Origin of the sequence: Herbidospora sakaeratensis, from assembly GCF_001570525.1 — a bacterium.
GTDB classification, from domain to species: domain Bacteria; phylum Actinomycetota; class Actinomycetes; order Streptosporangiales; family Streptosporangiaceae; genus Herbidospora; species Herbidospora sakaeratensis.
On the sequence record NZ_BBXC01000015.1, the window covers coordinates 298,901 to 323,650 of the forward strand.

General features: G+C 71.2%; 17 protein-coding genes. 9 read left to right on the top strand and 8 right to left on the bottom strand.

Annotated elements, in window-relative coordinates; all coding sequences use genetic code 11:
* The first annotated feature begins 42 nt into the window (after positions 1–42).
* The 4 genes from AW271_RS25650 to AW271_RS25665 are packed head-to-tail and all read left to right on the top strand — an operon-like array spanning position 43 to position 7,540.
* Positions 43–3,267, top strand: a complete 3,225-nt coding sequence (locus AW271_RS25650) for an FtsX-like permease family protein (protein ID WP_062340141.1) — start codon at positions 43–45, stop codon at positions 3,265–3,267.
* Positions 3,268–5,937, top strand: a complete 2,670-nt coding sequence (locus AW271_RS25655; protein WP_062340142.1) for an ABC transporter permease family protein — start codon at positions 3,268–3,270, stop codon at positions 5,935–5,937.
* Positions 5,934–6,857: an ABC transporter ATP-binding protein gene (locus AW271_RS25660; protein ID WP_062340143.1), complete on the top strand. Its 924-nt coding sequence runs from the start codon at positions 5,934–5,936 to the stop codon at positions 6,855–6,857. The genes AW271_RS25655 and AW271_RS25660 overlap by 4 nt, the downstream gene beginning before the upstream one ends.
* The gene (locus AW271_RS25665) at positions 6,854–7,540 is read left to right on the top strand and encodes an ABC transporter ATP-binding protein (RefSeq protein WP_062340144.1); all 687 of its coding nucleotides are present in this window, start codon (positions 6,854–6,856) and stop codon (positions 7,538–7,540) included. The genes AW271_RS25660 and AW271_RS25665 overlap by 4 nt, the downstream gene beginning before the upstream one ends.
* A gap of 85 nt (positions 7,541–7,625) precedes the next feature.
* On the opposite strand, the gene AW271_RS25670 is transcribed toward AW271_RS25665, so the two are convergent.
* From AW271_RS25670 to AW271_RS25685, 4 genes are all read right to left on the bottom strand, one after another.
* A complete protein-coding gene (locus AW271_RS25670; RefSeq protein WP_062340145.1) occupies positions 7,626–8,114 on the bottom strand; it encodes an HAD domain-containing protein in 489 nt (162 codons plus the stop codon).
* A 98-nt stretch (positions 8,115–8,212) separates the two neighbouring features.
* Entirely contained in the window at positions 8,213–9,178 is a 966-nt protein-coding gene (gene holA / locus AW271_RS25675; protein ID WP_083977205.1) for a DNA polymerase III subunit delta, read from the bottom strand.
* 17 nt (positions 9,179–9,195) lie between these two features.
* Positions 9,196–11,376, bottom strand: coding sequence for a DNA internalization-related competence protein ComEC/Rec2 (locus AW271_RS25680; protein WP_062340147.1), 2,181 nt, complete (start codon positions 11,374–11,376; stop codon positions 9,196–9,198).
* A gap of 439 nt (positions 11,377–11,815) precedes the next feature.
* On the bottom strand, positions 11,816–12,499 hold the full coding sequence (locus AW271_RS25685; RefSeq protein WP_083977207.1) for a ComEA family DNA-binding protein: 684 nt from the start codon (positions 12,497–12,499) through the stop codon (positions 11,816–11,818).
* Between the two features lie 1,000 nt (positions 12,500–13,499).
* On the opposite strand from AW271_RS25685, the gene AW271_RS25690 reads away from it, so the two are divergent.
* Positions 13,500–14,066, top strand: a complete 567-nt coding sequence (locus AW271_RS25690) for a cysteine hydrolase family protein (RefSeq protein ID WP_062340148.1) — start codon at positions 13,500–13,502, stop codon at positions 14,064–14,066.
* A gap of 608 nt (positions 14,067–14,674) precedes the next feature.
* Here the strand turns inward: AW271_RS25690 and AW271_RS25695 are convergent.
* The 3 genes from AW271_RS25695 to hflX all read right to left on the bottom strand — a co-directional run bounded on the left by AW271_RS25695 (position 14,675) and on the right by hflX (position 18,534).
* Complete coding sequence (locus AW271_RS25695) at positions 14,675–15,502, bottom strand: DegV family protein (protein WP_062340149.1); 828 nt, start codon at positions 15,500–15,502, stop codon at positions 14,675–14,677.
* On the bottom strand, positions 15,503–16,711 hold the full coding sequence (hutI, locus tag AW271_RS25700) for an imidazolonepropionase (protein ID WP_030450768.1): 1,209 nt from the start codon (positions 16,709–16,711) through the stop codon (positions 15,503–15,505).
* A 416-nt stretch (positions 16,712–17,127) separates the two neighbouring features.
* Positions 17,128–18,534 (bottom strand): GTPase HflX, encoded by a 1,407-nt coding sequence (gene hflX / locus AW271_RS25705; protein ID WP_062340150.1) that lies wholly within the window; start codon positions 18,532–18,534, stop codon positions 17,128–17,130.
* 254 nt (positions 18,535–18,788) lie between these two features.
* Here hflX and AW271_RS25710 point away from each other — a divergent pair, with 254 nt between their 5' ends.
* Entirely contained in the window at positions 18,789–20,135 is a 1,347-nt protein-coding gene (locus AW271_RS25710) for an FAD-binding oxidoreductase (protein WP_062340151.1), read from the top strand.
* Here AW271_RS25710 and AW271_RS25715 read toward each other — a convergent pair.
* Positions 20,132–20,818 carry a DUF4097 family beta strand repeat-containing protein gene (locus AW271_RS25715; protein WP_245653194.1) on the bottom strand — a complete coding sequence of 229 codons (687 nt, stop codon included), beginning with the start codon at positions 20,816–20,818 and terminating at the stop codon, positions 20,132–20,134. The two genes, AW271_RS25710 and AW271_RS25715, sit on opposite strands and share 4 nt — an antisense overlap.
* Positions 20,819–20,956: 138 nt before the next feature.
* On the opposite strand from AW271_RS25715, the gene aceB reads away from it, so the two are divergent.
* From aceB to AW271_RS25730, 3 genes are all read left to right on the top strand, one after another.
* On the top strand, positions 20,957–22,546 hold the full coding sequence (gene aceB / locus AW271_RS25720; protein ID WP_218008176.1) for a malate synthase A: 1,590 nt from the start codon (positions 20,957–20,959) through the stop codon (positions 22,544–22,546).
* A complete protein-coding gene (locus AW271_RS25725) occupies positions 22,543–23,961 on the top strand; it encodes an FAD-linked oxidase C-terminal domain-containing protein (RefSeq protein ID WP_062340154.1) in 1,419 nt (472 codons plus the stop codon). The genes aceB and AW271_RS25725 overlap by 4 nt, the downstream gene beginning before the upstream one ends.
* The coding region (locus AW271_RS25730; RefSeq protein ID WP_062340155.1) for an FAD-binding oxidoreductase at positions 23,961–24,750 on the top strand (790 nt) is incomplete at its 3' end. The genes AW271_RS25725 and AW271_RS25730, both read left to right, overlap by 1 nt.

Consider the following 24,750-nt stretch of genomic DNA (forward strand, 5'->3'; position numbering starts at 1 on the left):
TATCGTGTGCCGCACAACGGCAAAAACGATGGGAGTCGGTACATGCGGGGGCGTATTCCGCTGGTCCTGCGGCGCGCGCTCAGCCAGCCGCTCCTCCTCGTCGCCGCGTTCGGTTCGATCCTGCTGGCCACCACCGCGCTGGTGGCGCTGATCATGTACGCCGTCACCGTCGCCGAGGTCGGCGTCCGCCGGACCATGGAGACCGCCCCGATCCGGACCACCTCGGCCAAGGTCACCACGCCGGTCGACGCGACGACCTTCCCCCAGCGCGACGCCCTCGTCCGGGCGCAGCTCGCCAAGACGTACGGCGACGTGCCCGCCGAGGTGACGGTCGGCATCCGGTCCGACTCCTACGCGATGCCCGGCCAGGAGAAGCTGGAGCAGCCCGAGCTGACCCGGTTCGCCACCTACCAGCACCTCGACCGGCACGCGCAGCTCGTCGAGGGCGCCTGGCCGGCCGCCTCGCCGTCGGGGGTCGTCGAGGTCGCGCTGTCGCAGCCGGCCGCCCAGGAGATGGACCTGACCAGCGGGGCCACCTTCACGATCGTGGGGCGGCTCGACGACAAGCCCGTCGACGTGAAGGTCAGCGGGATCTTCCGGCTGACCGACCCCTACAGCGACCGGTGGAACGACGACGAACTGCTGCGGCGGGGCGCGGAGATCCGCAACTACACGACGTACGGGCCGCTGATGGTGGCGGAGGAGACGTTCGTCCAGCGGTTCGCGACGAACGTGACGGCGACCTGGTTCGCGGTGCCCGATTTGCGGGACCTGCCGCGTGAGGAGCTGCGGCCGTTCGCCGACGCGGTGGCCGCGCTCAACGACGACGTCAAGCGCGAGTGCACCGGCTGCGCGACGACCAGCAACCTGCCCGAGATGCTCGCCCAGCTCGACCAGGCCGCGCTGGTGGCCCGCTCGACGATGCTGGTGCCGGTGCTGCAGCTGCTGGTGCTGGCGGCGTACGCGCTGATGCTGACGGCGCGGCTGCTGGCCGACCACCGGCGGATGGAGGTCGCGCTGCTGCGCTCGCGCGGCGCCGGGTCGTTGCGCCTCGGGCTGCTGGCGGGGGCCGAGTCGCTGCTGGTGGCGCTGCCGTGCGCGATCGTGGCGCCGTTCCTGGCCCCTCCCGTGCTGACGCTGGTCGGGTCGCTGCCGTGGTTGCGGGCCACCGGGGTGCGGCTGACGCCCACGCCCAACCTGTCGACGTTCCTGATCTCCGCCGGAGTGGCGGTCGCGTGCGCCGTGCTGCTGGCGCTGCCGGCCTGGCGGGGGGCGCGGCGGACGTACATAGAAGAACAGTCGGCCCGCGGGCGCGGCGAGAAGCAGGGGCTCATCCAGCGCGCCGGCGGCGACCTGGTCCTGCTCGTCGTCGCGGCGCTCGCGGTCTGGCAGCTCCAGCGGTACGGCTCTCCGGTCACGTCCACGACGAGCGGCGGTCTGGGCATCGACCCGCTGATCGTGACGGGACCGGCACTGGCCCTTCTGTGCGGGGGCATGCTGGGCCTGCGGCTCGTCCCGATCGTCTCGGGCATCGCCGAACGGTGGACGAGCCGCAGGTCCAGTCTCGCGCCGGCGCTGGGCGCCTGGCAGGTCAGCCGCCGCCCGCTGCGTTACTCGGGCCCGGTGCTGCTGCTCACGATGGCCATCGCGATCGGCGTGGTGTCGGTCGCGACGGCGGCGACCTGGCGGGGGTCCCAGGAGGACCAGGCGCGCCACATCGCCGCCGCCGACCTGCGGGTCGCCGGGCCGGTCGCGGGCGCCGAACTGGGCGCGCTCGGCCGGGCGGGCACCTACGCGGCGCTGCCCGGCGTCACCGGGATCAGCCCGGTCTACCGGGGCGCGGTCGAGCTCGGCGGCGACGACGCGGTGTTCCTGGCCGCCGACGCCGGACGCCTCGACGGGCTGCTGCACCTGCGTTCCGACCTCACCTCGATGACCGTGCCGGAACTGGCGGGCGAGCTCTCCTCGGCCCGCCCCGACCCGGCCTCGATCGCGATCCCGGGCGAACCCGCCACGCTGACGCTCGACCTCCGGTTCACCCTCGCCGACCCGGCCCGCGCCGACGGCTACCAGGGCATGCCCCTACGGCTGGTCGTCCGCGACCGCCTCGGCACCCGGACCGAGGTCCGCACCCCCGCGCTCCGCACCGACGGCCGCGACCACAAGGTGACCGCCGACCTGAAGGCGCTGGGCGGGCGCTCCGGCACGATCGCCTACCCGCTGACGATCGAGGGCCTGCTGCTCGACGTGCCGATCCCGCCCGAGGGCAGCGCGCTCACGCTGGCCGTCGGCGCGGTCACCACCGACGCCGGGGCCCCGCTGGCCGCGCCGTCGTGGACGGTCGCGCAGCGCGGCAAGGCCAACCTCGACAAGCCGGCGGTCACGCCCGGCGGGTTCCTGACGCTGACGACCGGCCGCCCGGCCTCCCACCCGGCCGACGTGCCGGTCGAGTCGGAGCACATCGCGATGCTGCCCGGCCCGGCGTCGCCGGCGACGCTGCCGGTCGCGGTCACCGCCGACCTGGCCGCCAGTTCGAAGCTGGTGATCGGCAAGACGGCGACCATGGCGATCGACGGCACGCCGACCCCGGTGACGCCCATCGCCATCCTGGACGCGATGCCCGGCACCGAGGGCGTGCAGCCGGCCGTGCTGGCCGACCTGGAGACCCTCCAGGCCCGCGACCTCACGGGGGCGTACGCGCCGCATCCCGCCACGGAGTGGTGGCTGGCCACCGGCGACCAGCGGGCCGAGGCCGAGATGACCCGGCACATCGACTGGGACCAGACGATCGTGTCGCGGACCACGCTGACCCGCCAGCTCCAGGACGACCCGCTGGCCAGCGGCCTGCAGGGCGCGCTGATCCTCGGCTTCGCGGCGGCGCTGGTCTTCGCGGTGCTCGGCTTCCTCGTCAACGCCGCCGTCGCGGCCCGCGAGCGCGCCACCGAGTTCGCGCTGCTGCGCGCGCTCGGGGTGAGCTTCAACCAGGTCTTCGGGCTGCTCGCCGTCGAGCAGACCTTCATCATCGGGTTGTCCCTGCTGGGCGGTACGGCTCTCGCCGTCGCCGTGGCCACCCTCGTCGTGCCGCACATCGTGCTCACCGGGCAGGCGACGGCGGTGACCCCCGGGGTGCTGCTCGACATCCCGTGGGGCGCGACGGCCGCCCTGCTCGCGGTGGTGGCGCTGTTGCTGTTCGCGGTGGTCGCGGGCCTGGCCCGCACGCTCCGCCGCCAGGGTCTCGGCCGCGCGCTGCGCATCGGGGAGGACTGAGTGAACGTCTGGCAGCTCGTCAAGGTGCACCGGGGCGCCGCCCTGGTGCTGGCGCTGCTGAGCCTCTCCGCGTCGCTGCTGCTGGCGGCGCTGCCCCGGGGCTACGAGCGAGCCTACGACGACGCCGTCCACGGCATGCTCGGCGACGTCTCCGTGCAGGTGACCGACCTCGGCGTGACCGGGCGGCCGATCGCGCCGCAGGCGCTGCTCACCCGGCCGGCCGACTTCGAGAACCGGTACGAGGAGATCGCCAAGGGCCTCCCGGCGCAGCTGCGCCGGGTGGTCGTCCCGCTCGGGCAGGGCACCTCCCACTTCGCCGCCAAGACCACCGGCACCCCGCTCAGCGACCGCGTCGACGGTCCCCGGCGGAACAACCAGTACGTCGACTTCTCGTGGTTGCCCGGCGCGGCGTCCCGGGTGAAGTGGGTCAAGGGCCGGCCGCCCGGCGCGTCGTCGGCGCTGCCCCGGCTGCCCGGCCGGCCCGACCTCAAGGACCTGACGGTCATCGAGATCGGCCTGGTGGCCGAGGTCGTCGACGAGATGGGCCTCGACGTCGGCGCCACCCTGCTGCTCGGCAACAGCTATCCGGTCGTGGCCGAGGTCACCGGCCTCTATGAGCTGACCGACGCGGCCGACCCGTACTGGGAGCACAACGGCGAGGTCACCAGGGTCGTCGAACGCCCCATCCCCCACTCGACCGACAACGAGTGGTTGACCTCCGGCCTGATCAGCGACGACGGCCTGGCCAAGCTCGACCAGCGCCGCGAGGTGAGCTACTGGTGGATCTTCGGCGTCGACCGCGCCCGGGTCGCGGCGGCCACCGCCCCGGCGATGATCGCCGAGGTGAACGACTACCAGCGGTTCCTGGGCGAACTGTCGGGCGGCGCGCTCGGCAGCCCGCTCGACCTCCACTACGAGCTGCTGACCGGCCTCAACCGGGTGCTCGGCGACTTCCTGGTCGTGCTGCGCACCGCCGAGACGCTGCTCTACCTGCTGCTGGGCGGGCTCGCGGTGGTGTCGCTCGGCGTGCTGGCGCTGGCCGTGCAGCTGCTCACCGAGCGGATGCGCTCGGGCCTGTCGCTGGTACGGGCCCGCGGCGCCTCCCTCGCCCAGGTGGTGCGGGCCGGGGTCGGGGTGGTCGCGCTGGCGGTGCTGCCCGCCGCGCTGGCCGGCTACGGCCTGTCGTACCTGGTGCCCGGCCCGTCGACGCCGCTCGCGCACGTCGTGCCGGTCGTGCTGACCGTGGCGACGCTGCTGTTCGCGACCGGGCGGCTCGCCGTGGCGCACCGGCGTCCGCTGAAGGACAGCCGTTCCGACCTCGTGTCGGCCCGTCCCTCGCCGCGCCGCATCGCCCTGGAGTCGCTCGTCGTGCTGCTCGGTGTGGGCGGCGCGTACCTGATGCGTACGCGCGGGGTGGCGAGCGAGGCGCAGGAACTCGGCGTCGACCCGTTCCTGGTGCTGGCGCCCGCCGGGCTGGCGCTGGCCGCCGGGATCCTCACGCTGCGGCTCTACCCGCTGCCGCTGAAGTTGTTCACGCGGCTGGCCGGACGGCGTCCCGGGGCCGTGCCGTTCCTGGGGCTGACGCTGGCCGCGCGGTCGCGCGGCGGGGCGGCGCTGCCGGTGCTGATTTTGTTGCCCGCCCTCGCCGTGTCGGTGTTCGGGGCGCTGGTGTCGGGCGCGATCGGCGACACCCAGAGCCGGGCCGCGTGGCGCGACGTCGGCGCGCAGGCCCGGATCGAACGGGCCGCCGAGATCCCCGAGGACGTGGTCGCCAGGGTCGAGGCGCTGCCCGGAGTCACCTCGGTGCTGCGGGCCGGGAAGGGCAACGTGCAGGTCGGGATCGGCGGCATGCGGGCCACCGTGTTGTCCATCGACCTGAAGGACTACCGCGAGCTCGTCGACGGCTCGCCCCTGACGGTGCCCGACCCGCCGCGCGGGCTCGGCGTCCCGGCGCTGGTGTCGACGACGCTGGTGCCGTACAAGGAGATCGAGGTCGGGTGGCACACCCGGATGACGATCCGCAACATGGGCCGGCTCGACGAGCTGCCCGGACTGTCGTTCCCGGGCGAGAACCTGATCGTGATGCCGTTCGACGGGCCGAAGCGGGCGGGGCTCCGGACGTACACGAACATCCTGCTGGTCGACGGGGACGTCGACCGGGCGACGCTGGAACGCACGGTCGGCCTGGCCGACGCCGAGATCGAGACCTACGCGAGCGCGCTGGCCGACGTCCAGGACACCCCGCTGACCGGCGCCGTCACGGTCGCCTTCACCGTCGCCACCCTGGCGATGGGCGTCTACGCGCTGATCGCCGTGATCGTGGCCCTGGTCATCGGCGCCGCCGACCGCGCCAAGGCGCTGTCGTTCCTGCGTACGCTGGGCCTGTCCCAGCAGCAGGCCCGCACGCTGACCGTGCTGGAGGTGGCCCCCCTGATCGTGCTGACCGCCGTGGCCGGCCTCGCGCTCGGCCTGGTGCTGCCGTTGGTGATCGGCCCCGGCCTCGACCTGTCGTCGTTCGCGGGCCTGGCCGTCACCGACTTCCCGCTGACCTTCACCACACCCGCCCTGCTGGCGGCCGCCCTGACCGCCGTCTCGATCCTCGGCGCCTTCGCCCACGCGACCGCCGGCCGCCGTGTCACCACCGCACTCCGAGTGGGGGAATCCTCATGACCACCCTGTCCGACCTGGAGGCCCAGGCCACCCGCCGGGCGCCCGCGTTCGGCGAGCACGCCCACATCCTGTGCGACAACCTGGTCCGCATCTACAAGACCGAGGGCGTCGAGGTGGTCGCCCTGCAGGGCCTCGACCTGCTGATCGAGAAGGGCGAGCTGATCGCCGTCGTCGGCGCGTCGGGCTCGGGCAAGTCGACCCTGCTGAACGTGCTCTCGGGCCTGGACGTGCCGACCGCGGGCCTCGCCCGGGTGGCCGGCATGGACCTGCTGTCGATGACGGCCAAGGACCGCCTGCGCTACCGCCGTTCGGTCGTCGGCTTCATCTGGCAGCAGACCGCCCGCAACCTGCTCCCCTACCTGACGGCCCGCGAGAACGTGCTGCTCCCGATGAAGCTGGCCGGCAAGAAGGTCACCCCCGGCAGGGCCGACGGCCTGCTCGACCTCCTCGGCGTCGCCGACTGCGCCCCCCGCCGCCCCGGCCAGATGTCAGGCGGCGAGCAGCAGCGCGTGGCCATCGCCGTGGCCCTGGCCAACTCCCCCGAGGTGATCCTGGCCGACGAGCCGACGGGCGAACTCGACAGCGACACCTCCGAGGAGGTGTTCGGCGCGCTGCGCCGCGCCAACCGCGAACTCGGCGTGACGGCCGTCATCGTCACCCACGACCCCCTGGTCTCGGAACAGGTCGACCGGACGGTCGGCATCCGCGACGGCCGCACCTCCAGTGAGACCCTGCGCCGCACCTCGGAAGACGGCGACGTGATCGCCGAGGAGTACGCGGTCCTCGACCGGGTGGGCCGCCTGCAGCTCCCCCGTGACTTCATGAACGCGCTGGAGATGGAACGGCGCGTCAGACTCGAACTCGAACGCGACCACATCGGAGTGTGGCCGGCCGGCGCTGGCGAGGAGAACGGCGAATGAGCGCACCGCTTGTCGTGGTGGAAGGTCTGCGCAAGGTCTACCCGCGCGGCGTCGAGGCGCTGCGCGGCGTGTCCTTCACCGCTTCACCCGGGGAACTGATCGCCGTCCGCGGCCGGTCGGGTTCGGGGAAGACGACCCTGCTGAACCTGCTCGGCGGCCTCGACGCGCCGACCGAGGGACGGGTGTTCGTCGACGGGAAGGAGGTCACGGCCCTGCCGGAAGCCGGGCTCCTGGAGCTGCGGCGGGACGTGATCGGGTTCGTATTCCAGTCGTTCGGGCTGATCCCCGTGTTGTCGGCGGCGGAGAACGTGGGGGTGCCGATGCGCCTCAGCCGGACGGCGCCTGCCGAACGCGACGAGCGGGTCAAGGCCTTGCTCGCCCTTGTGGGGCTGGAGCAGCATGCCAACCAGCGGCCCTACGAGCTGTCCGGAGGGCAGCAGCAGCGGGTGGCGATCGCGCGGTCACTGGCCAACCGGCCGAAGCTGCTGATCGCCGACGAGCCGACGGGGCAGCTCGACTCGCAGACGGCGCGGCAGATCATGCAACTGCTGCGGGCGCTGGTGCGGAGCGAGGGGGTCACCGCGGTGGTGGCGACTCACGATCCGAGTTTGATCACGCTGGCGGATCGGGTGCTGGAACTGCGGGACGGGGTGTTCCAGGAGGCGGAGACGTCGGCGGCCTGAGCGGCCCCATACGAGATATCTGCGATGCCTGGCTGACATCGGTCGCCATCTCGGAACGGTGGTCACGTGGGTCCTTGACCCGGCCTCATCCCGTTCGGCGCGGATGGGTGAGCCATGCGCCGATGAGCTCGATGTCCCCGTCTGTCATGCCGTCTTGGGGACGCACCCGGTGAAGCAGGGCCGGTGCGGGGTGATGCCGAGCCACCCAGCGGCGGTCGATGTCCGTCATTTCGTCATCCGCCCAGACGAAGGGGCGGCCCGCGGCCCACTCCACCAGGTGGCGGGTCTTCCAGTGGAGTTCGCCCTGCTCGTCGGCGTCGGGCCAGTCGACGTAGGGCAGGTCGGGCAGGCCGAGGATCGGCGCGATGACGTCGTTGGCGTGGCATGCCCAGGTGGTCGCCCAGACGAGTTCGCAGGGCAACGCCGCGAGCTTGGGACCGAGCTCCGGGTCGACTCGGCCGAGCAACGGGTTCTCCCGTGACGACGCGTGGGAGTTACGGGTGGGGTGGTGACCGCCGAAGGGGATGACCGGGCCGTCGACGTCCAGGAATAGAATCGGGAAATCGCCGGGCATTCGCGGAGCATACGGCCATCCGGCCGCTTTCGATCAGAGCAGGGTGGGTCGGGGTGTCGGCGCCGGTCCGCCTGCTGCGCCACGCCGTGTGATCCCGGTCAGCGGCCGTTTCGGCTGCGGACGATGGTCTGGACGGTGTTCTCCAGGGCGTAGGCCGCGTCGGTTCCGCCGCCCTTGACCTGTTCGTCGGCCGTCGCGACCGCCTGGATCGCGCGGGACAGGCCCTCCGGCCCCCAGCCGTTCAGCTGGCGGCGGGCGTTGCGGATCTTCCAGGGGGGCATGCCGAGCCGTCCGGCGAGCTGGTTCTCATTGGCGTTCCTCGGGGCGCCCGACACCTTCGCCAGGCTGCGCAGGCCGCCTGCCAGGGCGCTGACGATCAGCACCGGGGCCACGCCGGTCGACAGGGCCCAGCGGAGTTGCTCCAGGGCCTCGGCGAGCTTGCCCTCGACCGCCATGTCGGCCACGTTGAAGCCGCTCACCTCGGCCCGGCCACGGTGGTAGCGGGCCACGGCGGCCTCGCCGACCGTCTTCTCCTGGGTGTCGAACGCCAGCTGGCTGCAGGCCGCCGCCAGCTCGCGCAGGTCGCTGCCGACCGCGTCGAGCAGGGCGTGGGCGGCGGCGGGCGCGATCGTACGGCCGAGACCCCGGAACTCGTTGCGGATGAAGTCGATGCGTTCGCCCGCTTTGGTGAGCTTGGCGACCGTGACCACCTGCGCGCCGGCCTTCTTCACCCCGTCGACCAGCGCCTTGCCCTTCACCCCGCCCGGATGGACGAGCACGAGGGTGACGTCGTCGGACGGATGGGCGGCGTACTTGACCGTCTCGGTGATGACGTCTTTCGTCAGGTCCTGCGCGTTGCGCACCACCACGACCGACCGGTCGCCGAACAACGAGGGCGACATCAGCCGGGTCAGCTCGCCGGGCTCGACCTTCCCCCCGGTGAGATCGTGCACCTCGGCGGTGGGCTCCTGGGCGCGTACGGACGAGACCACCGACGCGACCGCCCGGTCGGCGAGCAGTTCCTCGTCACCCGACACGAGCGTCACCGGCGCGGCGTTCCCCATCCCGGCAGCATGCCACATCACGGCCCCCGCGCGACCACGGCCAGCGAGCCCTCCCTGGTCACGACCGCGATGTCGCCCTGGACGTCGGTGCGGTGGATCCGGGTGCCCAGCATGGTCAGCGTGGCGAGGGTCGAGTCGGCGGGATGGCCGTAGTCGTTCCCGGCGCCGACGCTGATCAGGGCCAGCCGGGAACGGGCGGCGGCCAGGAAGGCGGGGTCCTGTCGCGCGCTCCCGTGGTGGGGCACCTTCAGGATGTCGGCCTGCGGGAGGGTGCGTACAAGAGCGGACTCGGCCTCGGTCTCCAGGTCGCCCGCGAGCAGCGCGGAGGTGCCCGGCCACTTGGCGTGCAGCACCACACTGGCGTTGTTCAGCACCGACCCCTCGCCGGCGCCTTTGGAGGGCGCGTCCGGCGCGGGCGCGATGACGGTGAGCACGAGATCGCCGAACCGCCAGGTGGTGCCGGGCGTGACGACCCATTCGGGGATGCGCCGCGCCGCCAGTTCCGTGTTCACAACCCGCTTCGGGCTGACCACGACCGCGCCCACCCGCCGGTCGCGCAACACCCCGGTGAGCCCGCCGGTGTGATCGGCGTGCGGATGGGTCAGCACCAGCAGCGGCACCGCGTCGACGCCGAGACGGTCGAGGCAACCGTCCACGAGATCGGGCTCGGGCCCGGTGTCGACGACGACCCCCTTCCCATCGCCGGCGCGCAGGACGATCGCATCACCCTGCCCGACGTCGCACATCACCATGAGCCACCCACCGGGCGGCCAACCGGACACCACCGGCCCCGCCACGAGCGTCGCGACCAGCACCCCGCCCGCGACGGCCAGGCTCACCCGCCTGGCCCCCCGATGCCAGAGGGCGATCCCCATCGGTACGAGCAGCGCCACCCCCAGCAGACCACCGGGCCACCCGATGGTCGCGGCCGGTACCTCGGCCGCCCGGTCGGCGACCAGGATGATCCACCCGACGGCCACCCCGGCGGGCCGGGTGACCAGCTGGGCGAGGTCCATGCTGATCGGAGCCATGATGGCGGCGACGAACCCGACGATCGTGGCCGGCGCGACGGCCGGCCCGGCGAGCAGGTTGGCCGGGATGGCGACGAGCCCGATCTCCCCCGACATGAGCACCAAAATGGGCGTGACCGCCACCTGCGCCGCCGCCGGCACCGCGATCGCCTCGGCACACCAGAGGGGCATCCTGGTGGCCATACGGTCCCGCCAGTAGGGGGCCAGGAGGATGATCCCGGCGGTGGCCGCGACCGAGAGCGCGAAGCCGTACTCCCTGGCGAGCCCGGGGTTGAACAGCAGCAACAGCAGCACGGCGACCGAGAGGGCGGACACACCGTCCTTCTGCCGCCCGGAGCCGAGGGCGAGCGCGGCGACCGTGCCCATGACGAGGGCGCGCAGCACACTCGGCGAGAACCGGGCGACGAACGCGAACGCGACCATGGCGACCACGACGAGCACGGCCCGCCAGACGAGCGTGAACCCCGCGGCTCGCGCGATCAGCAGGACGGCGCCGCCGATGATGGCGAGGTTGGCGCCGCTGACCGCGGTCAGGTGTGCGAGACCTGCGGTCTTGAAGTCGGCTTTGACGTCGTCGCTGAGGTCGGTGGTGTCGCCGACGACGAGACCGGGGAGGAGTCCGCGTTCGGCCGGGGCCAGGACGGAGCTGGCCTCTCTCAACCCTGCCCGGATGGCGCCTGCCAGGCCATGGGACGTCGACGGGGAGGTGAGGACGACCGGGTCGCCACGCGCCATGAAGACGGCTGCCAGCAGTTCCCCGGGTTCTGCCACGCCGAGACGGCCGGAGACTTCGACGGTCTGGCTGGGGAGCAGAGTGCGCCAGGTGTCGCCCCTGGCGAAGACGAGGACGGGGGCGTCGAGTTTCAGCCGGTCGACGGCGACCAGGCGGGCTTCCACGAAGACGAGGTCGCCTTTGGTTCTGGGGTCGGCGGCGATGACGAGTTCGGCCGAGACGGTGACGTTCTTCCGGGCCATTTCGGCGACCGGGCCCGAGGTGACGGCGTGGACTTTGAGGGCGACCACTATCGAGACGGCGCACCCGGCGATGGCCACCGCTACGAGGATGCGCTTTCTGGAGAGGGCGATCAGGCCGAAGGTTCCGGCGGAGACGAGGGAGGCCCAGGCGGGGAGGCCGATGAGGAGCAGGGCCGCGAGCCAGGCCGCCACGACCGGGACGACGAGCTCGACGGAGTGGCCTTGCCAGACGTTGGCGGGTGGGGTGAGGGGCTCTTCGTCGGTTCTTGGGCGTTTGGGGCGGTAACGGTCGGCTCGTTGCCGGATTCGTGCTTGGAGGTTGTCTCGCAGGCTTCCGCGTTGGAGCGATCGGCTACTCATCTATAGCCGACCTCCCGCCGAAGGGGAGGCGCTCGATCGCAGCCTGCCAACGCCGTTGAACCGGCTGCTCACTTGGGACTCCCTTCTTCAGGACTTGGCCCTTATGGCTCAGGAATGGCTCGATCCGCAGCCTGGGGCGGCTGTCGAGTTCGCCTGAATCGATCTCGGCTTGCCGGATCGAAGCAGGTGGCAGTCGCCCTGGCGGCCGAGCCGGAAGCAGGTGGATGACCTTCTCCGCATGAATGCGCGTTGCCAGAGGAGAAAGCGTTCGTCACAGCGTGACCTGGTCTTTCAGATCGGCGAACTTGGCCTCACCGATTCCCTCGACCTCACGTAGTTGCTCGATGCTCTGGAACCCCCCATTGGTGTCGCGGTATTCGACGATGCGCTGCGCCAGCACCTCTCCCACACCGGGCAGCTCGTCGAGTTGGTCGACCGTGGCCGAGTTGAGGCTGACCACCCCGGAATCGGCGACGCCGGGCGGCGGAGCGGCCATGCCGGGTTCTCCCACCGCGATCTGCTCTCCGTCGATGACCCGGCGGGCGAGGTTGAGCCCTCCCGGCTCGGCCCCCTGCTTGAGCCCACCAGCCGCCATGATCGCGTCGACCACCCGCGACCCGAGCGGCAGCGCGATCACCCCTGGACGTCTCACCTTGCCCGTCACATAGACCGTCACCTCGGCGACCGCGGCGGACTGGGCAGGACTGGGCGCGACCGACGACCCGGCCACGGGGGTGGGCGGTGCGAGCGGTTCCTCACGTGGACGCGTCCAGATCGCGATGGCCACGGCGACCAGCGCCGCCACGATCCCGACCACGATCAGCCCCTTGATGCCCCGCCGCCCCGGATCGAGCGGACCGTCGAGTTCGTCGGCCAGCTCGTCTTCATCGAGAAGCGGCCACCTCGGCAGGGGCGGCGCCTTTCCGAACGAGGGCGGCACACCACCGGGTGACATGGGAGCACCGTGCTGCGAATCAGACTCGGCCAGGAAGGGGTCCCGCCCTCGGGGACGCGCCGGCCGCGCCGGGTGAGGATCCGAATGCACCGGATACCTCGGCTGCGGCCGATCGCCCCTCAACGGAGGGGGATCACCAGCCCGGTTGGGCGGAGCGCCGGGCAGGAGAGGCGCCCGGTCCAGCGGCTCTGGGGACGGTTCGACGTCGTAGGGGTTAGCCGTTCTCGCAGGCAGGGAACCCGACTGGACCGGATACTTCGGCTGCGGTTGACCGTCCGCCGACGAGTGCGGCTCTTCGAACCGGTCGAGCGACGCATCATCGTGAACATCCGGTGTGGGCTGGGCCTTGTAGGGGTCACGCCCTCTCGGGCCTACCGAGCTCGCCGGCCGGGAACCTGACTGCACCGGATATCTCGATTGAGGATGACCGGCACCGAATGAAGGCGGCGGCCGATCGACGATCTGATTGAGCCGCGCCTGCGCCACGGCCTGGCGACTTTCCCGCTCCCTGCTACGCACCTGGAGAAGGTAAAGCCTGGCCCGATGATCCCGCCGACCCAGAACGCCATTCTGTGGATAACCCACAGATAACAAAAGGCGCGAATTACGAGCAAACGAGACTTAGCGCCAGAGTTTTCCCCACCTGTGATTCCACGCAAGAACCACTTAATGCCTCGGCCGCCACGCGCGAACTCAACTCGGCGCAGGCGCATCAACGCGGCGGTCACTCGCGCTGCCACGACCCGGTGACGGATGCTTCACGCGACGCCCAACGCTCTTGCCGGCCAGCCCGAGCGCAGGCCCACGTTCTGATCGAACTCAGGATCGATGGCGGGGTGACTGCCAACAGGTTCGCCGCGCAACGCGACAGCGAGTTTTGTCGGTACCCCGTCCTAGTGTGGACGCGCACGAAGCCGACGCCGTAAGCCCCTGGCCAGACGCCGTCGGCCCACCCCTACCGTGTGCGCGACACCGTTGATACGGAGCACCAGGAGGTCTCATGACGACCCTGCCCAACCGTCCGAACACCGCACTGCTCGTCATCGACGTCCAGAACGGAGTAGTCGAGGGCGCACTCCGCCGCGACGAGGTGGTCGCCAACATCAGCACCCTGATCGACAAGGCCCGCACGGAGAAGGTCCCGGTCGTCTGGGTCCAGCACTCCGACGACGGTCTCAAATACGGCAGCGAGAACTGGCAGTACGTGCCCGAACTGACCCGGGAAGACCCCGAGCCTCTCGTCCACAAGCTCTACGGCGACTCGTTCGAGGACACCGACCTCGACACCCTGCTGGCCGACCGCGGCGTTGGCCGCGTGATCGTCACCGGCGCCCAAACCGACGCGTGCATCCGCTCGACCCTGCACGGCGCTTTCACCCGCGGCTACGACGTCACCCTCGTCGGCGACGCCCACACGACCGAAGACCTCACCGCCTACGGCGCCCCACCGGTCGACCAGGTCATCGCCCACACGAACCTGTACTGGAAGTTCCAGACCGCCCCCGGCCGCGAAGCAACCGTCGTGGACACCAGTGACGTGACCTTCGCCGGGCCCGAGGAGAGCTGACCGGCCCGACGACCACGACTCCGAGCCCCGGTAGAGCTCCGCGGCCACTCCCAATTGCTCTCAGGTGCTCCGCGGATGCTCTGCCACATCAAGGCGGGTGCTCCCGGATTGGTTGAGTGTTCCCCGCAGGTCAGGGCGGATGCTCCGAATTTGGGTTGGGCACTCTGCGGATCGACGCGGGTGCACCCAGATTCAGGTTGGGCGCCCCTCGGATCAAGGCGGGTGCACCCAGATCTGGCTTAGGTGCCCCTCGAATCAAGGTCGGTGCTCCCCCATCTGGGGTGGGGGACCCCCGCGGATCAGGGCTGATGCTCTCCCAGATCAGAAAAGGCAGAGTGCCGACGTGCCGTCAGGCAGGGTAATGAAGTTAGCGGTCACCACCCTCCGGCTCCGGGCCGGCAGGCGAAGGCGGCAACCGGCCTCGCCGCCGCCCACCGAGATGGGTGCCGGTGAGCAGCACACCAACGGCCAAGACCTTGTCCCGCAAACGGCGAGAGCATGGTGATCGGAGCTATTACGGACCGCAGGCGGTGACCGGCGCGCTGCGCCTGACGCATGACGTCAAGAAGATCGAAACAGGCCCTGACACCGCACCACCGGCGACCACGTCAGGCAGGCGAAACCGTGACCCCCACCACCCCAGGCCCCGTATGAACCCCGATCGCCGCCCCGATCTCCCCCACCCAGACCGCCCCCACCTTGGGCACCCGCCCCCGCAACCTCTCAACCAGCCCCGCAGCCCGCTCCCCGGCCCCCAAATGCTGCACCCCCACATTCACCAACTCGTCCCCCGCAGCCACCACAGCCAGATCCTCCAACCGGGAAAGCGCCCGAGAAGCCGTCCGCACCTTCTCCAACAAGGCCACACTCCCCCCGCTGACGTGCAGAAGCGGTTTGACAGAAAGCGCACTCCCCAAAAGCCCGGCGGCAACCCCGATACGCCCACTCCGCCGCAGATACTCCAACGTATCCACGTAAAAGAACGAGAACGTCCCCCCAGCACACCGCCGAGCAGCCAGGGCGACAGCGGAAATAGGCTCAGAAAGGGAAGCGGAAACCGAGGCGGCCAGAACGGCGAACCCCAACCCCATCCCCACCGACCGACTGTCCACGACCTCGACGGGCAGTGAAGCCGACGAAGCCGCGAGCCGGGCCGCGTCCACCGTTCCCGACATCTCCCCCGACAGGTGCACCGACACCACCCCGGTGGCCCCGCCGGCCGCCGCAGCCTCGTACGCCTCCAGGAACCGCTCAGGAGAGGGCCGGGAAGTCGTGACCGTAGAGGCGGCGGAAACGGCCTCAGCGGGGATCTGGGGACCGTCGAGGAACTCGCGGCCGCCGACGACCACGGTCACGGGTACGACGGTGATGCCGTACCGCGTGATCTCCTCCGGTGGGAGGTAGGCGGTCGAGTCGGTGACGACGGCGACCGGCATCTACTGCACGGGCGTGCCGCCGCGCCAGACGCGGCGGGGCTTCAGGCCGAAGGCCCAGGCGAAGGCGCCTTCGTGGTCGGCGTCCCACTGCACGATGTCGGCCAGGCGGCCGGGGGCGAGGATGCCCCGGTCGGGGGCGCCGAGGACCTGGGCGCCGCCCAGCGTGGCGGCGCGGAGGGCGTCGCCGACGCTCATGCCGAAGGCGGCCACGGCCAGGCTGATGACCAGGGACATCGAGGTGATGCCGCAGTGGCCGGGGTTGTGGTCGCTGCCGAGGGCGACCGGCACGTGCTGGGAGAGCAGGCGGCGGACCGGCGGGAGCGAGCCCTGCTGGAGAGCGGTGCCGGGGCAGACGACCGCGGGCACGCCGTAGCGGGCCATCAGGGCGATGTCCTCATCGGTCACGTGGTGGAGCAGGTCGGCCGACGCGCAGCCCATCTCGGCGGCGAGCTGGACCGCGCCGCGCTTGGCGTAGGCGCCGGCGTGGACGCGGGGCAGCAGGCCCACGTTGCGTCCCGACGCGAGGACCCAGCGGGCCTCCTCGGTCGAGAAGTGGCCGTCGTCGCAGTAGACGTCGACCGAGTCGGCGCCGGCGGCCGCGGCGTCGGCGCACCAGGCGGCGACGGCCTCGACGTAGTCGCGCTGGCGGCCGAAGTACTCCGGCGGGACCACGTGGGCGGCCATGAAGGTCACGTGGACGCGCGGCATCATCGGCTCCTTCTCCAGTTCGCGGAGAAGGCGCACGTCGGCGAGTTCGCCGTCGCGCGTGAGGTGGTAGCCGGTCTTGGCCTCGACGGTCGTGGTGCCGCTGAGCAGCCACTCGCGGAGGCGTTCGCGGACGCCGTTGCACAACGTCCAGGGGTCGGTGCCGCGGGTCACCGTGACGGTGGAGCCGATGCCGCCGCCCGCGGCGGTGATGGCCGAGGCGGTCGAGCCGCCCGAGCGCATCGCCAGTTCCGCGTAGCGGTTGCCGGCGTACACGGGATGGGTGTGGGCGTCGATGAGGCCGGGGGTCACCAGGGCGCCGCCCAGGTTCTCCACGTGGTCGACGTCGGTGATGTCGTCGACGACGCCGGGGACCGACTGCGGCAGGTCGGCCGCGCGGCCGACCCAGGCGATGCGGTCGTTGTGGACGAGAATCGAGGCGTTGCTGCAGACATCGTGACCGGTCCAGAGGCGGCCGATGTTCGTGAGCAGCCTAACGGTCATCCGACCACCACCAATGAGGACGCCAATGTCGTCACCACCGGTGGACCCGCCGGGTCCGCTCCGTGTCCGGACGTCATTGGGGGGTCTCCTGCTCTCATCGCGCACCGGGTTGTGCGATGGACCGATCGCCGGGGATCGCCTCGGCGATTTCAGTCCAGTTACGTTATTTCACAGGTCGCCTCGCTGTACAGGGTTATTGAGAAGAACGCCGGTTCGCCTCCTGGGCATCCGGTTGGCCCGTCCTGCTCTCCTGTCACGCCCGAGCCCATTCCCCCAGGTAGGGCCCGGTTATGCGCGCGTCCCCCACGCGTAACAGCCCTCACGGCGAAATTCGCCGTGAGGTTCGCCATATCGTACCAACGGCGATGCATGCTAGCTACCGCCGCTTTCCTGCCGCTTTACGGAAAAGGTCGGAATTAGACGGTTTCCACCGGCTTGGCCACCCTGTCCAGCTCGTGGTGCAGGGTCGACGGGACGCGGGCGTGCAGGACCGTGCCGTCGCCGGTGTGGTCGACCGACAGCACCTCGCCCTCCTTGTGGGCCCGCGCGACCAGGTCGCCCCGGTCGTAGGGGATCAACACGTGGACCTCGTGGTCGAGGTGGGGCAGCTCCTGCTCGATCAGGTCCATCAGCTCGGTGATGCCCTGGCCGGTGCGGGCGCTGACCACGATGCTGTGGCGCTCGCGCATCGTCAGCCGGTCGATGACCTCGCGGCTGGCGGCGTCGGCCTTGTTGATCACGACGATCTCGGGGATGTCGCGGGCGCCCTCGATCTCGCCGAAGACCTCGCGGACGGCGGCCAGCTGCGACTCGGGGTCGGGGTGGGAGCCGTCGACCACGTGGAGGATCAGGTCGGCGTCGCCGACCTCCTCCAGCGTCGAGCGGAACGCCTCGACCAGCTGGTGGGGCAGGTGGCGCACGAAACCGACCGTGTCGGCCAGCGTGAACAGGCGGCCTTCGGGGGTGCGCGCGCGGCGGACGGTCGGGTCGAGGGTGGCGAACAGCGCGTCCTCGACCAGCACGCCCGCGCCGGTGAGGCGGTTCAGCAGCGACGACTTGCCGGCGTTGGTGTAACCGGCGATCGCCACGGCCGGCACCTCGCGGCGGCGGCGCGAGTGGCGCTTGGTGTCGCGGGCGGTGGACATCTCCTTGATCTGGCGGCGCAGCTTGGCCATGCGCTCGCGGATGCGGCGGCGGTCGAGCTCGATCTTCGTCTCACCGGGGCCGCGGCCGCCGATGCCGACGCCGCCGGCCGCCCGTCCGCCGACCTGGCGGGACAGGTTGCCACCCCAGCCTCGCAGGCGCGGCAGCAGGTAGGAGAGCTGGGCCAGTTCGACCTGGGCCTTGCCCTCGCGGCTCTTGGCGTGCTGGGCGAAGATGTCGAGGATCAGCGCGGTGCGGTCGATGACCTTGACCTTCACCACTTCTTCAAGCTGGCGCAGCTGACCGGGGGTCAGTTCACCGTCGCAAATGACGGTGTCGGCGCCGGTCGAGGCGACGATGTCGCGCAGCTCGATCGCCTTGCCCGAACCGATGTAGGTGGCCGGGTCGGGCCGGTCGCGCCGCTGGATCAGCCCTTCGAGGACCTCGGAGCCGGCCGTCTCGGCCAGCAGCTTGAGTTCCTGGAGGGAGTTCTCGGCGTCGAAAGAGGTGCCGCTGGTCCACACCCCGATCAGGACGACCCTTTCGAGGCGGAGCTGGCGGTATTCGACTTCGGTGACATCTTCGAGCTCCGTCGAAAGACCCGCGACCCGCCGTAGCGCCTGACGCTCTTCGAGTTCGTAATCGCCGATGTCTTCTGGCTCGTTAGGCATATACGTCATTTCTCCTGACAACAATGCGACACCACCGTGTCTTCCCATCGATGGTGGCACGACACGGGAATCCCGCGCATCACGTTAAGCCCCCAGCTCAGTGAGGATCCGGCGGCTCTCCGCCGCGCAAGAGGCCAGGCCGAGGCGTTCGCGCAGGGTGAGGGCGGCCTCGGCGCGCCGGCTTAGAGCTGCCCTCCAACTCCATCACAACCCAACCCCAAACGGCCCGATCGATCCTCGACCCAGACGAACGAGGAGGAATCATGATCAACGACTTGCGGCAGGTGATCCGGGGCCGCGTGCTGACCGAGGGCGACGAGGGGTTCGACCGGGCCCGGGAGCCGTGGGACGGCGCGGTCGACCAGCGGGTGCTGGCCGTGGTGGAGGCCGAGGACGCCGCCGACGTGGCGGCCGTGGTCCGGCACGCGAGCCTGTACGGCCTGTCGATCGCCACCCAGCCCAACGGGCACGCGCCGTCGTCGGGGTTCGCGGGGGCGATCCTGCTGCGCACGTCCCGGATGCGGGCGGTGCACGTGCGCCCGGAGGAGCGGGTGGCCCGGGTGGAGGCCGGGGCGTCGTGGCAGGAGGTGCTGACCGCCGCCGCCAAGCACGGCCTGACCGGCCTGGCCGGCAGCACCGGCGCGGTCAGCGTGACCGGGTTCGTGCTCGGGGGCGGGCTGAGCTGGTTCGGCCGCAAACACGGCTTCGCCGCCAACGCCGTGGTGGCCGTCGAGCTGGTCGACGCCCAGGGCGAGCACCGCCGGGTGACCGCCGACACCGACCCCGACCTGTTCTGGGCGCTGCGCGGGGGCGGCGGCGACTACGCGATCGTCACCGCCGTCGAGATCGGCCTGTTCCCCGCCCCCGAGTTGTTCGGCGGCCGGATCATGTGGCCCGCCGCCCGCGCCGCCGAGGTGCTGGCCGCCTTCCGCGAGGTCACCCGTACCGCCCCCGACGAGCTGACCGTCTGGTTCAGCCTGCTGCAGCTGCCCCCGTTCCCCGAGTTGCCCGAGCCGCTGCGCGGCCTGTCGGCCGTCTGCCTGGACGCGACCTACCTGGGCGGCGAGGAGGAGGCGCGGGAGCTGCTGGCCCGCTTCGACACGATCCCCGGCGCGATCGTGGACACCCGGGGGACGATGCCGGTCGACCGGCTCGGCGAGATCTGCATGGAGCCGACCGACCCCACCCCGGCGCTGGTCACCTCGCACCTGCTGACCGACCTCGACGACCGGGCGGCCGCCACGCTGCTCGCCGCGACCGGCCCCGGCACGGTCGCCCCGCTCACCTTCGTGATGATCCGCCACCTCGGCGGCGCGCTCGCGGTGGCGCGTTCCGACGCGGGCGCCTGCGGCCACCTGACGGAGCGGTTCCAGGTCCACGCGGCGGGCATGTTGCCCTGGCCCGAGCTGGCCGGGCCGATCAGGGACCGGCAGGCCGCGATCGCGCGGGCCCTTTCGCCCTGGACGTCGGACCGCAAGGCGTTCACCTTCCTCGGCCACGACGAGCCGGCCGAGGCGGCCTTCCCCGCCGAGACGTACGCCCGCCTGCGCCGGATCAAGGCCCGGCGCGACCCCCTGGGGACGTTCCGCTCGAACCACCCCGTGGTCTAGAGCTTGAGGACCTTGCTGTCACCCGAACCGCTCTGGATGACGATCTTCTTGGGGGCGGCCGGGTCGTTGGCGACCTCGAGGGTCTGCTCGCCCGAGCCGGTGTGCAGGGTGGCGTGGTAGGTGCCGCCGGGCACCCACGCGATGCCGTCGCCCGATCCGGTCTCGATGGTGACCGAGTCGGGGGCGGCGCCGAACTTCGCCTCGACGCTGCCCGAACCCGCCTCGGCGACGAACGTCTTGGCCAGCAGGCCGCTCGCGTCGATCTCGCCCGAGCCGGTCGAGACGTCGACCGGGCCGCTGAGGGCGCGCAGCGTGATCTCGCCGGAGCCGGTGTCGACCTTGACGTTCAACCCCTTGGGCACCTGGACGTCGTAGTCGATCGAGCAGTCCTCGCACCGGTAGGAGAGGGTCAGGGTGCCGTTGCCGACCTCGTGGCCGTCGGCCGGCTTGTCGCCCCGGTAGTGAAGGGTCTCAACCACGGCGATGCCGCTCCGGTCGGACTCGGTGACGACGACGTCGCCCGACCCGCTCTCGATGCGCAGGGCGGTGACCGCGTCGGTGACGTCGTACTTCTCGACCGCCTCGCTGCGGGGGCCGAAGTCGAGGTCGAGATCGCCGCAGGCGGTCAGGACCAGTGCGGATCCGGCCAGCAGACCCGCGGCCGCGATGCTCTTCATTCTCATGCCATCAGTGTGTGAGCCCGGGGCCCGCCGTCCCATCGGGGATGGCCCCCAGGGCTCCCTGAGCGGACCCTCAGGAACGCCCTCTGATAATCTTCCATTGGACAGAAGATGATTTCCACATCATGGAAAAGAGGGGCGATGACCAACGGGGTTGAGATCCACGGCCCGATGTCCGACCGGTTCGACGAGATCCTCACCCCCGAGGCGCTCGCCTTCGTGGCCGATCTCCACCGGGCCTTCGACGACCGCCGCCGCGATCTCCTGGCCGCCCGTCAGACCCGCCAGGCCGAACTGTCGGCGGGGGGCATGCTCGGGTTCCTTCCCGAAACCGAGGAGATCAGGCGCGGCGACTGGCGGGTGGCGCCCCCGGCGTTCGGCCTCGAAGACCGCCGGGTCGAGATCACCGGCCCCGTCGACCGCAAGATGACCATCAACGCGCTCAACTCCGGCGCCAAGGTGTGGCTCGCCGACTTCGAAGACGCCAACTCCCCCACCTGGGAGAACAACGTCACCGGGCAGCTCAACCTGCGGTCGGCCCTCGACCGCGAGATCGACTTCGAGAGCGGCGGCAAGACCTACGCGCTGCGGCCCGACGAGGAGCTCGCCACGATCGTGGTCCGCCCGCGCGGCTGGCACCTCGACGAGAAGCACCTGACCGTCGACGGCCGGCCGGTCTCGGCCTCGTTGTTCGACTTCGCGCTCTACTTCTTCCACAACGCCCGCCGCCTGCTGGCCAAGGGCAAGGGCCCCTACTTCTACCTCCCGAAGATCGAGTCCCACCTGGAGGCCCGCCTCTGGAACGACGTCTTCGTCGCCGCCCAGAACACGCTCGGCCTCCCCCTGGGCACCGTCCGGGCCACGGTCCTCATCGAGACCTACCCGGCGGCCTTCGAGATGGAGGAGATCCTGTACGAACTGCGCGACCACTCCGCCGGTCTCAACGCCGGCCGGTGGGACTACCTGTTCAGCGTGATCAAGAAGTTCCGCACGCGCGGGCGCGAGTTCCTGCTCCCCGAACGCAACACGGTGACGATGACGGCGCCCTTCATGCGGGCGTACACGGAACTGCTGGTGCGGACCTGCCACAAGCGCGGCGCCCACGCCATCGGCGGCATGGCCGCCTTCATCCCCTCCAGAAGAGACCCCGAAGTGAACGCGGTCGCCCTGGAGAAGGTGCGGGCCGACAAGACCCGCGAGTCGGGCGACGGCTTCGACGGCTCGTGGGTGGCCCACCCCGACCTGGTGCCGATCTGCGCGGAGGTCTTCGACGGCGTGCTCGGATCGAAGCCGAACCAGCTCGACCGGCTGCGCGAGGACGTCTCGGTCACCGCCGAAGACCTGCTCGCGGTCTCCAAGACCCCGGGCGAGATCACCGAGACCGGCCTGCGCAACAACGTCGACGTCGCGCTGCGCTACCTGGCCGCCTGGATGGGCGGCAGCGGCGCGGTGGCCATCCACAACCTGATGGAGGACGCCGCCACGGCCGAGATCTCCCGGTCGCAGATCTGGCAGTGGATCCACAACGACATCGAGCTCGCCGACACCCACGAGGTAGTCACCAAGGAACTGGTCGAGCGCATCATCGACGAGGAACTCGCCAAGATCAGAACCGAGCCGATCTGGGACGAGGCCCTGTTCACCCAGGCCACCGCGCTGTTCAAAGAGGTCGCTCTTGACGACGACTTCGCCGAGTTTTTGACCCTTCCGGCGTATTCTCAGATGCCGTGACGGTGTTCGACCGGCTCGAAGCGGTCTTTCCGCCTGACCGGGTCATCACCGACCCGGTCCGGCTGCGCACCTACGAGTGCGACGGCCTCACCTACCATCGGGCGACCCCGATGGTCGTGGTCCTGCCGGAGACCGCGGAAGAGGTCGCCGCGGCGGTGCGGGCGTGCGCCGAGTTCGGCGTGCCGTTCGTGGCGCGCGGCTCGGGCACCGGCCTGTCGGGCGGGGCGCTGCCGCGCTCCGACGGGGTGCTCATCGTGACCTCGCGGATGCGGCGCATCCTGTCGGTCGACCTCGACCGGCGGCAGGCCGTCGTCGAGCCCGGGGTCACCAACCTGGCGATCACCGAGGCGGTCCGCGACCAGGGTTACTACTACGCGCCCGACCCGTCGAGCCAGCAGATCTGCTCGATCGGCGGCAACGTGGCCGAGAACTCGGGCGGGGCCCACTGCCTCAAATACGGGTTCACCGTGAACCACGTCCAGGCCCTGGAGATCGTCACCCCCGACGGCGAGATCGTGGAGATCTCCGAGGACGACTTCGGCTACGACCTGCTCGGCGCGTTCGTCGGGTCGGAGGGCACGCTCGGCATCGCCACCAAGATCACCGTCAGGCTGATGCGGGCGCCCGAGGCGGTGACCACCCTGCTGGCCGCCTTCGAGGGCATCGAGGCGGGCGGCCAGGCGGTGTCGTCGATCGTCGGCGCGGGCATCGTGCCGGCCGCGATCGAGATGATGGACGCCCTCGCCATCGAGGCCGCCGAAGCGGCCGTGAACTGCGACTATCCGCCCAACGCCGGCGCGGTGCTGATCGTCGAGCTCGACGGGCCCACGCCCGAGGTCGAGTCGCAGCTGGCCGAGGTGATCGCCATCTGCGTGGCGACGGGCTCCTTCGAGCAGCGGGTGGCCGCCTCCGCCGACGAACGGGCCAAGATCTGGCGGGGCCGCAAGTCGGCCTTCGCCGCGGTCGGCCGGATCAGCCCCGCCTACATCGTCCAGGACGGGGTGGTCCCGCGCACCTGCCTCGGCGAGGTGCTGGCCGGGATCGACGCGCTGCAGGTGGAGTTCGGCATCCGGGTCGCCAACGTCTTCCACGCCGGCGACGGCAACCTCCACCCGCTGGTGCTGTTCGACGACACCGCGCCCGGCGAGGGCGAGCGCGCCGAGGTGGTCAGCGGCCGGATCCTCGACCTGTGCATCCTGCACGGCGGCTCGATCACCGGCGAACACGGCGTGGGCGTCGACAAGGCCCGCTACATGCCCAGGATGTTCACCGACGCCGACCTCGACACCATGCAACGGGTGCGCTGCGCCTTCGACCCCGGCGGCCGGTCGAACCCGGGCAAGGTGTTCCCGACGCCGCGGCTCTGCGGCGAGGTGCCCCGCGTCCGCAAAGGCTCACCCGGGGAGATCTTCTGATGCTCGGCCACACGGGGGTGACGATCCGCGACGGCGGTCCCGCCGACGCGGTGGGCGGGGTGGTCCCGCGCTGGGTCGCGCTGCCCGAGAGCGTCGAGGAGATCTCGGTCGTGCTCGGGGCCTGCGCCGACGGCGGCCTGGCCGTGACCCCGGCCGGGGCGCGCACCAAACTCTGCTGGGCGGCCCCGCCCGAGCGGCTCGACGTGCTGCTCGACCTGTCTGCCATGCACGACGTGCTCGAACACGTGGCGGGCGACCTGGTGGTCCGCGTCCAGGCGGGCATCCCGGTGGCCCGGCTGGCCGAGGTGCTGGCCAAGGCCGGGCAGGAGCTGGCGCTCGACGTGCCGTTCCCCGGGGCGACCGTCGGCGGCACCCTGGCCGCCCCGTCGCCGGGCCCGCGCGCCTTCCGCTACGGCAACGCCCGCGACCTGCTGATCGGCGTGACGGTCGTGCTGGCCGACGGCACGATCGCGCGGGCCGGCGGCAAGGTCGTGAAGAACGTGGCCGGCTACGACCTGGGCAAGCTGTTCACCGGCTCCTTCGGCACCCTGGGCGTGATCGCCGAGGCGACGTTCCGGCTCCACCCGCTGCCCGCCGACCGCCGCTGGCTCACCTTCGAGTGCGAGGGCTGGGAGGACGCCGGGGCGCTGCTGCGGTCGCAGCTCGAACCGAGCGCCGTCGAGATCGACCACCCGGCCGAGGGCCTGTCGACGGTCGCCGCCCTGTTCGAGGGCCCGGCGGCCGGCGACCGCGCCGAGGCCGCCCGCGACCTGCTGGGCGGCGGCGAGC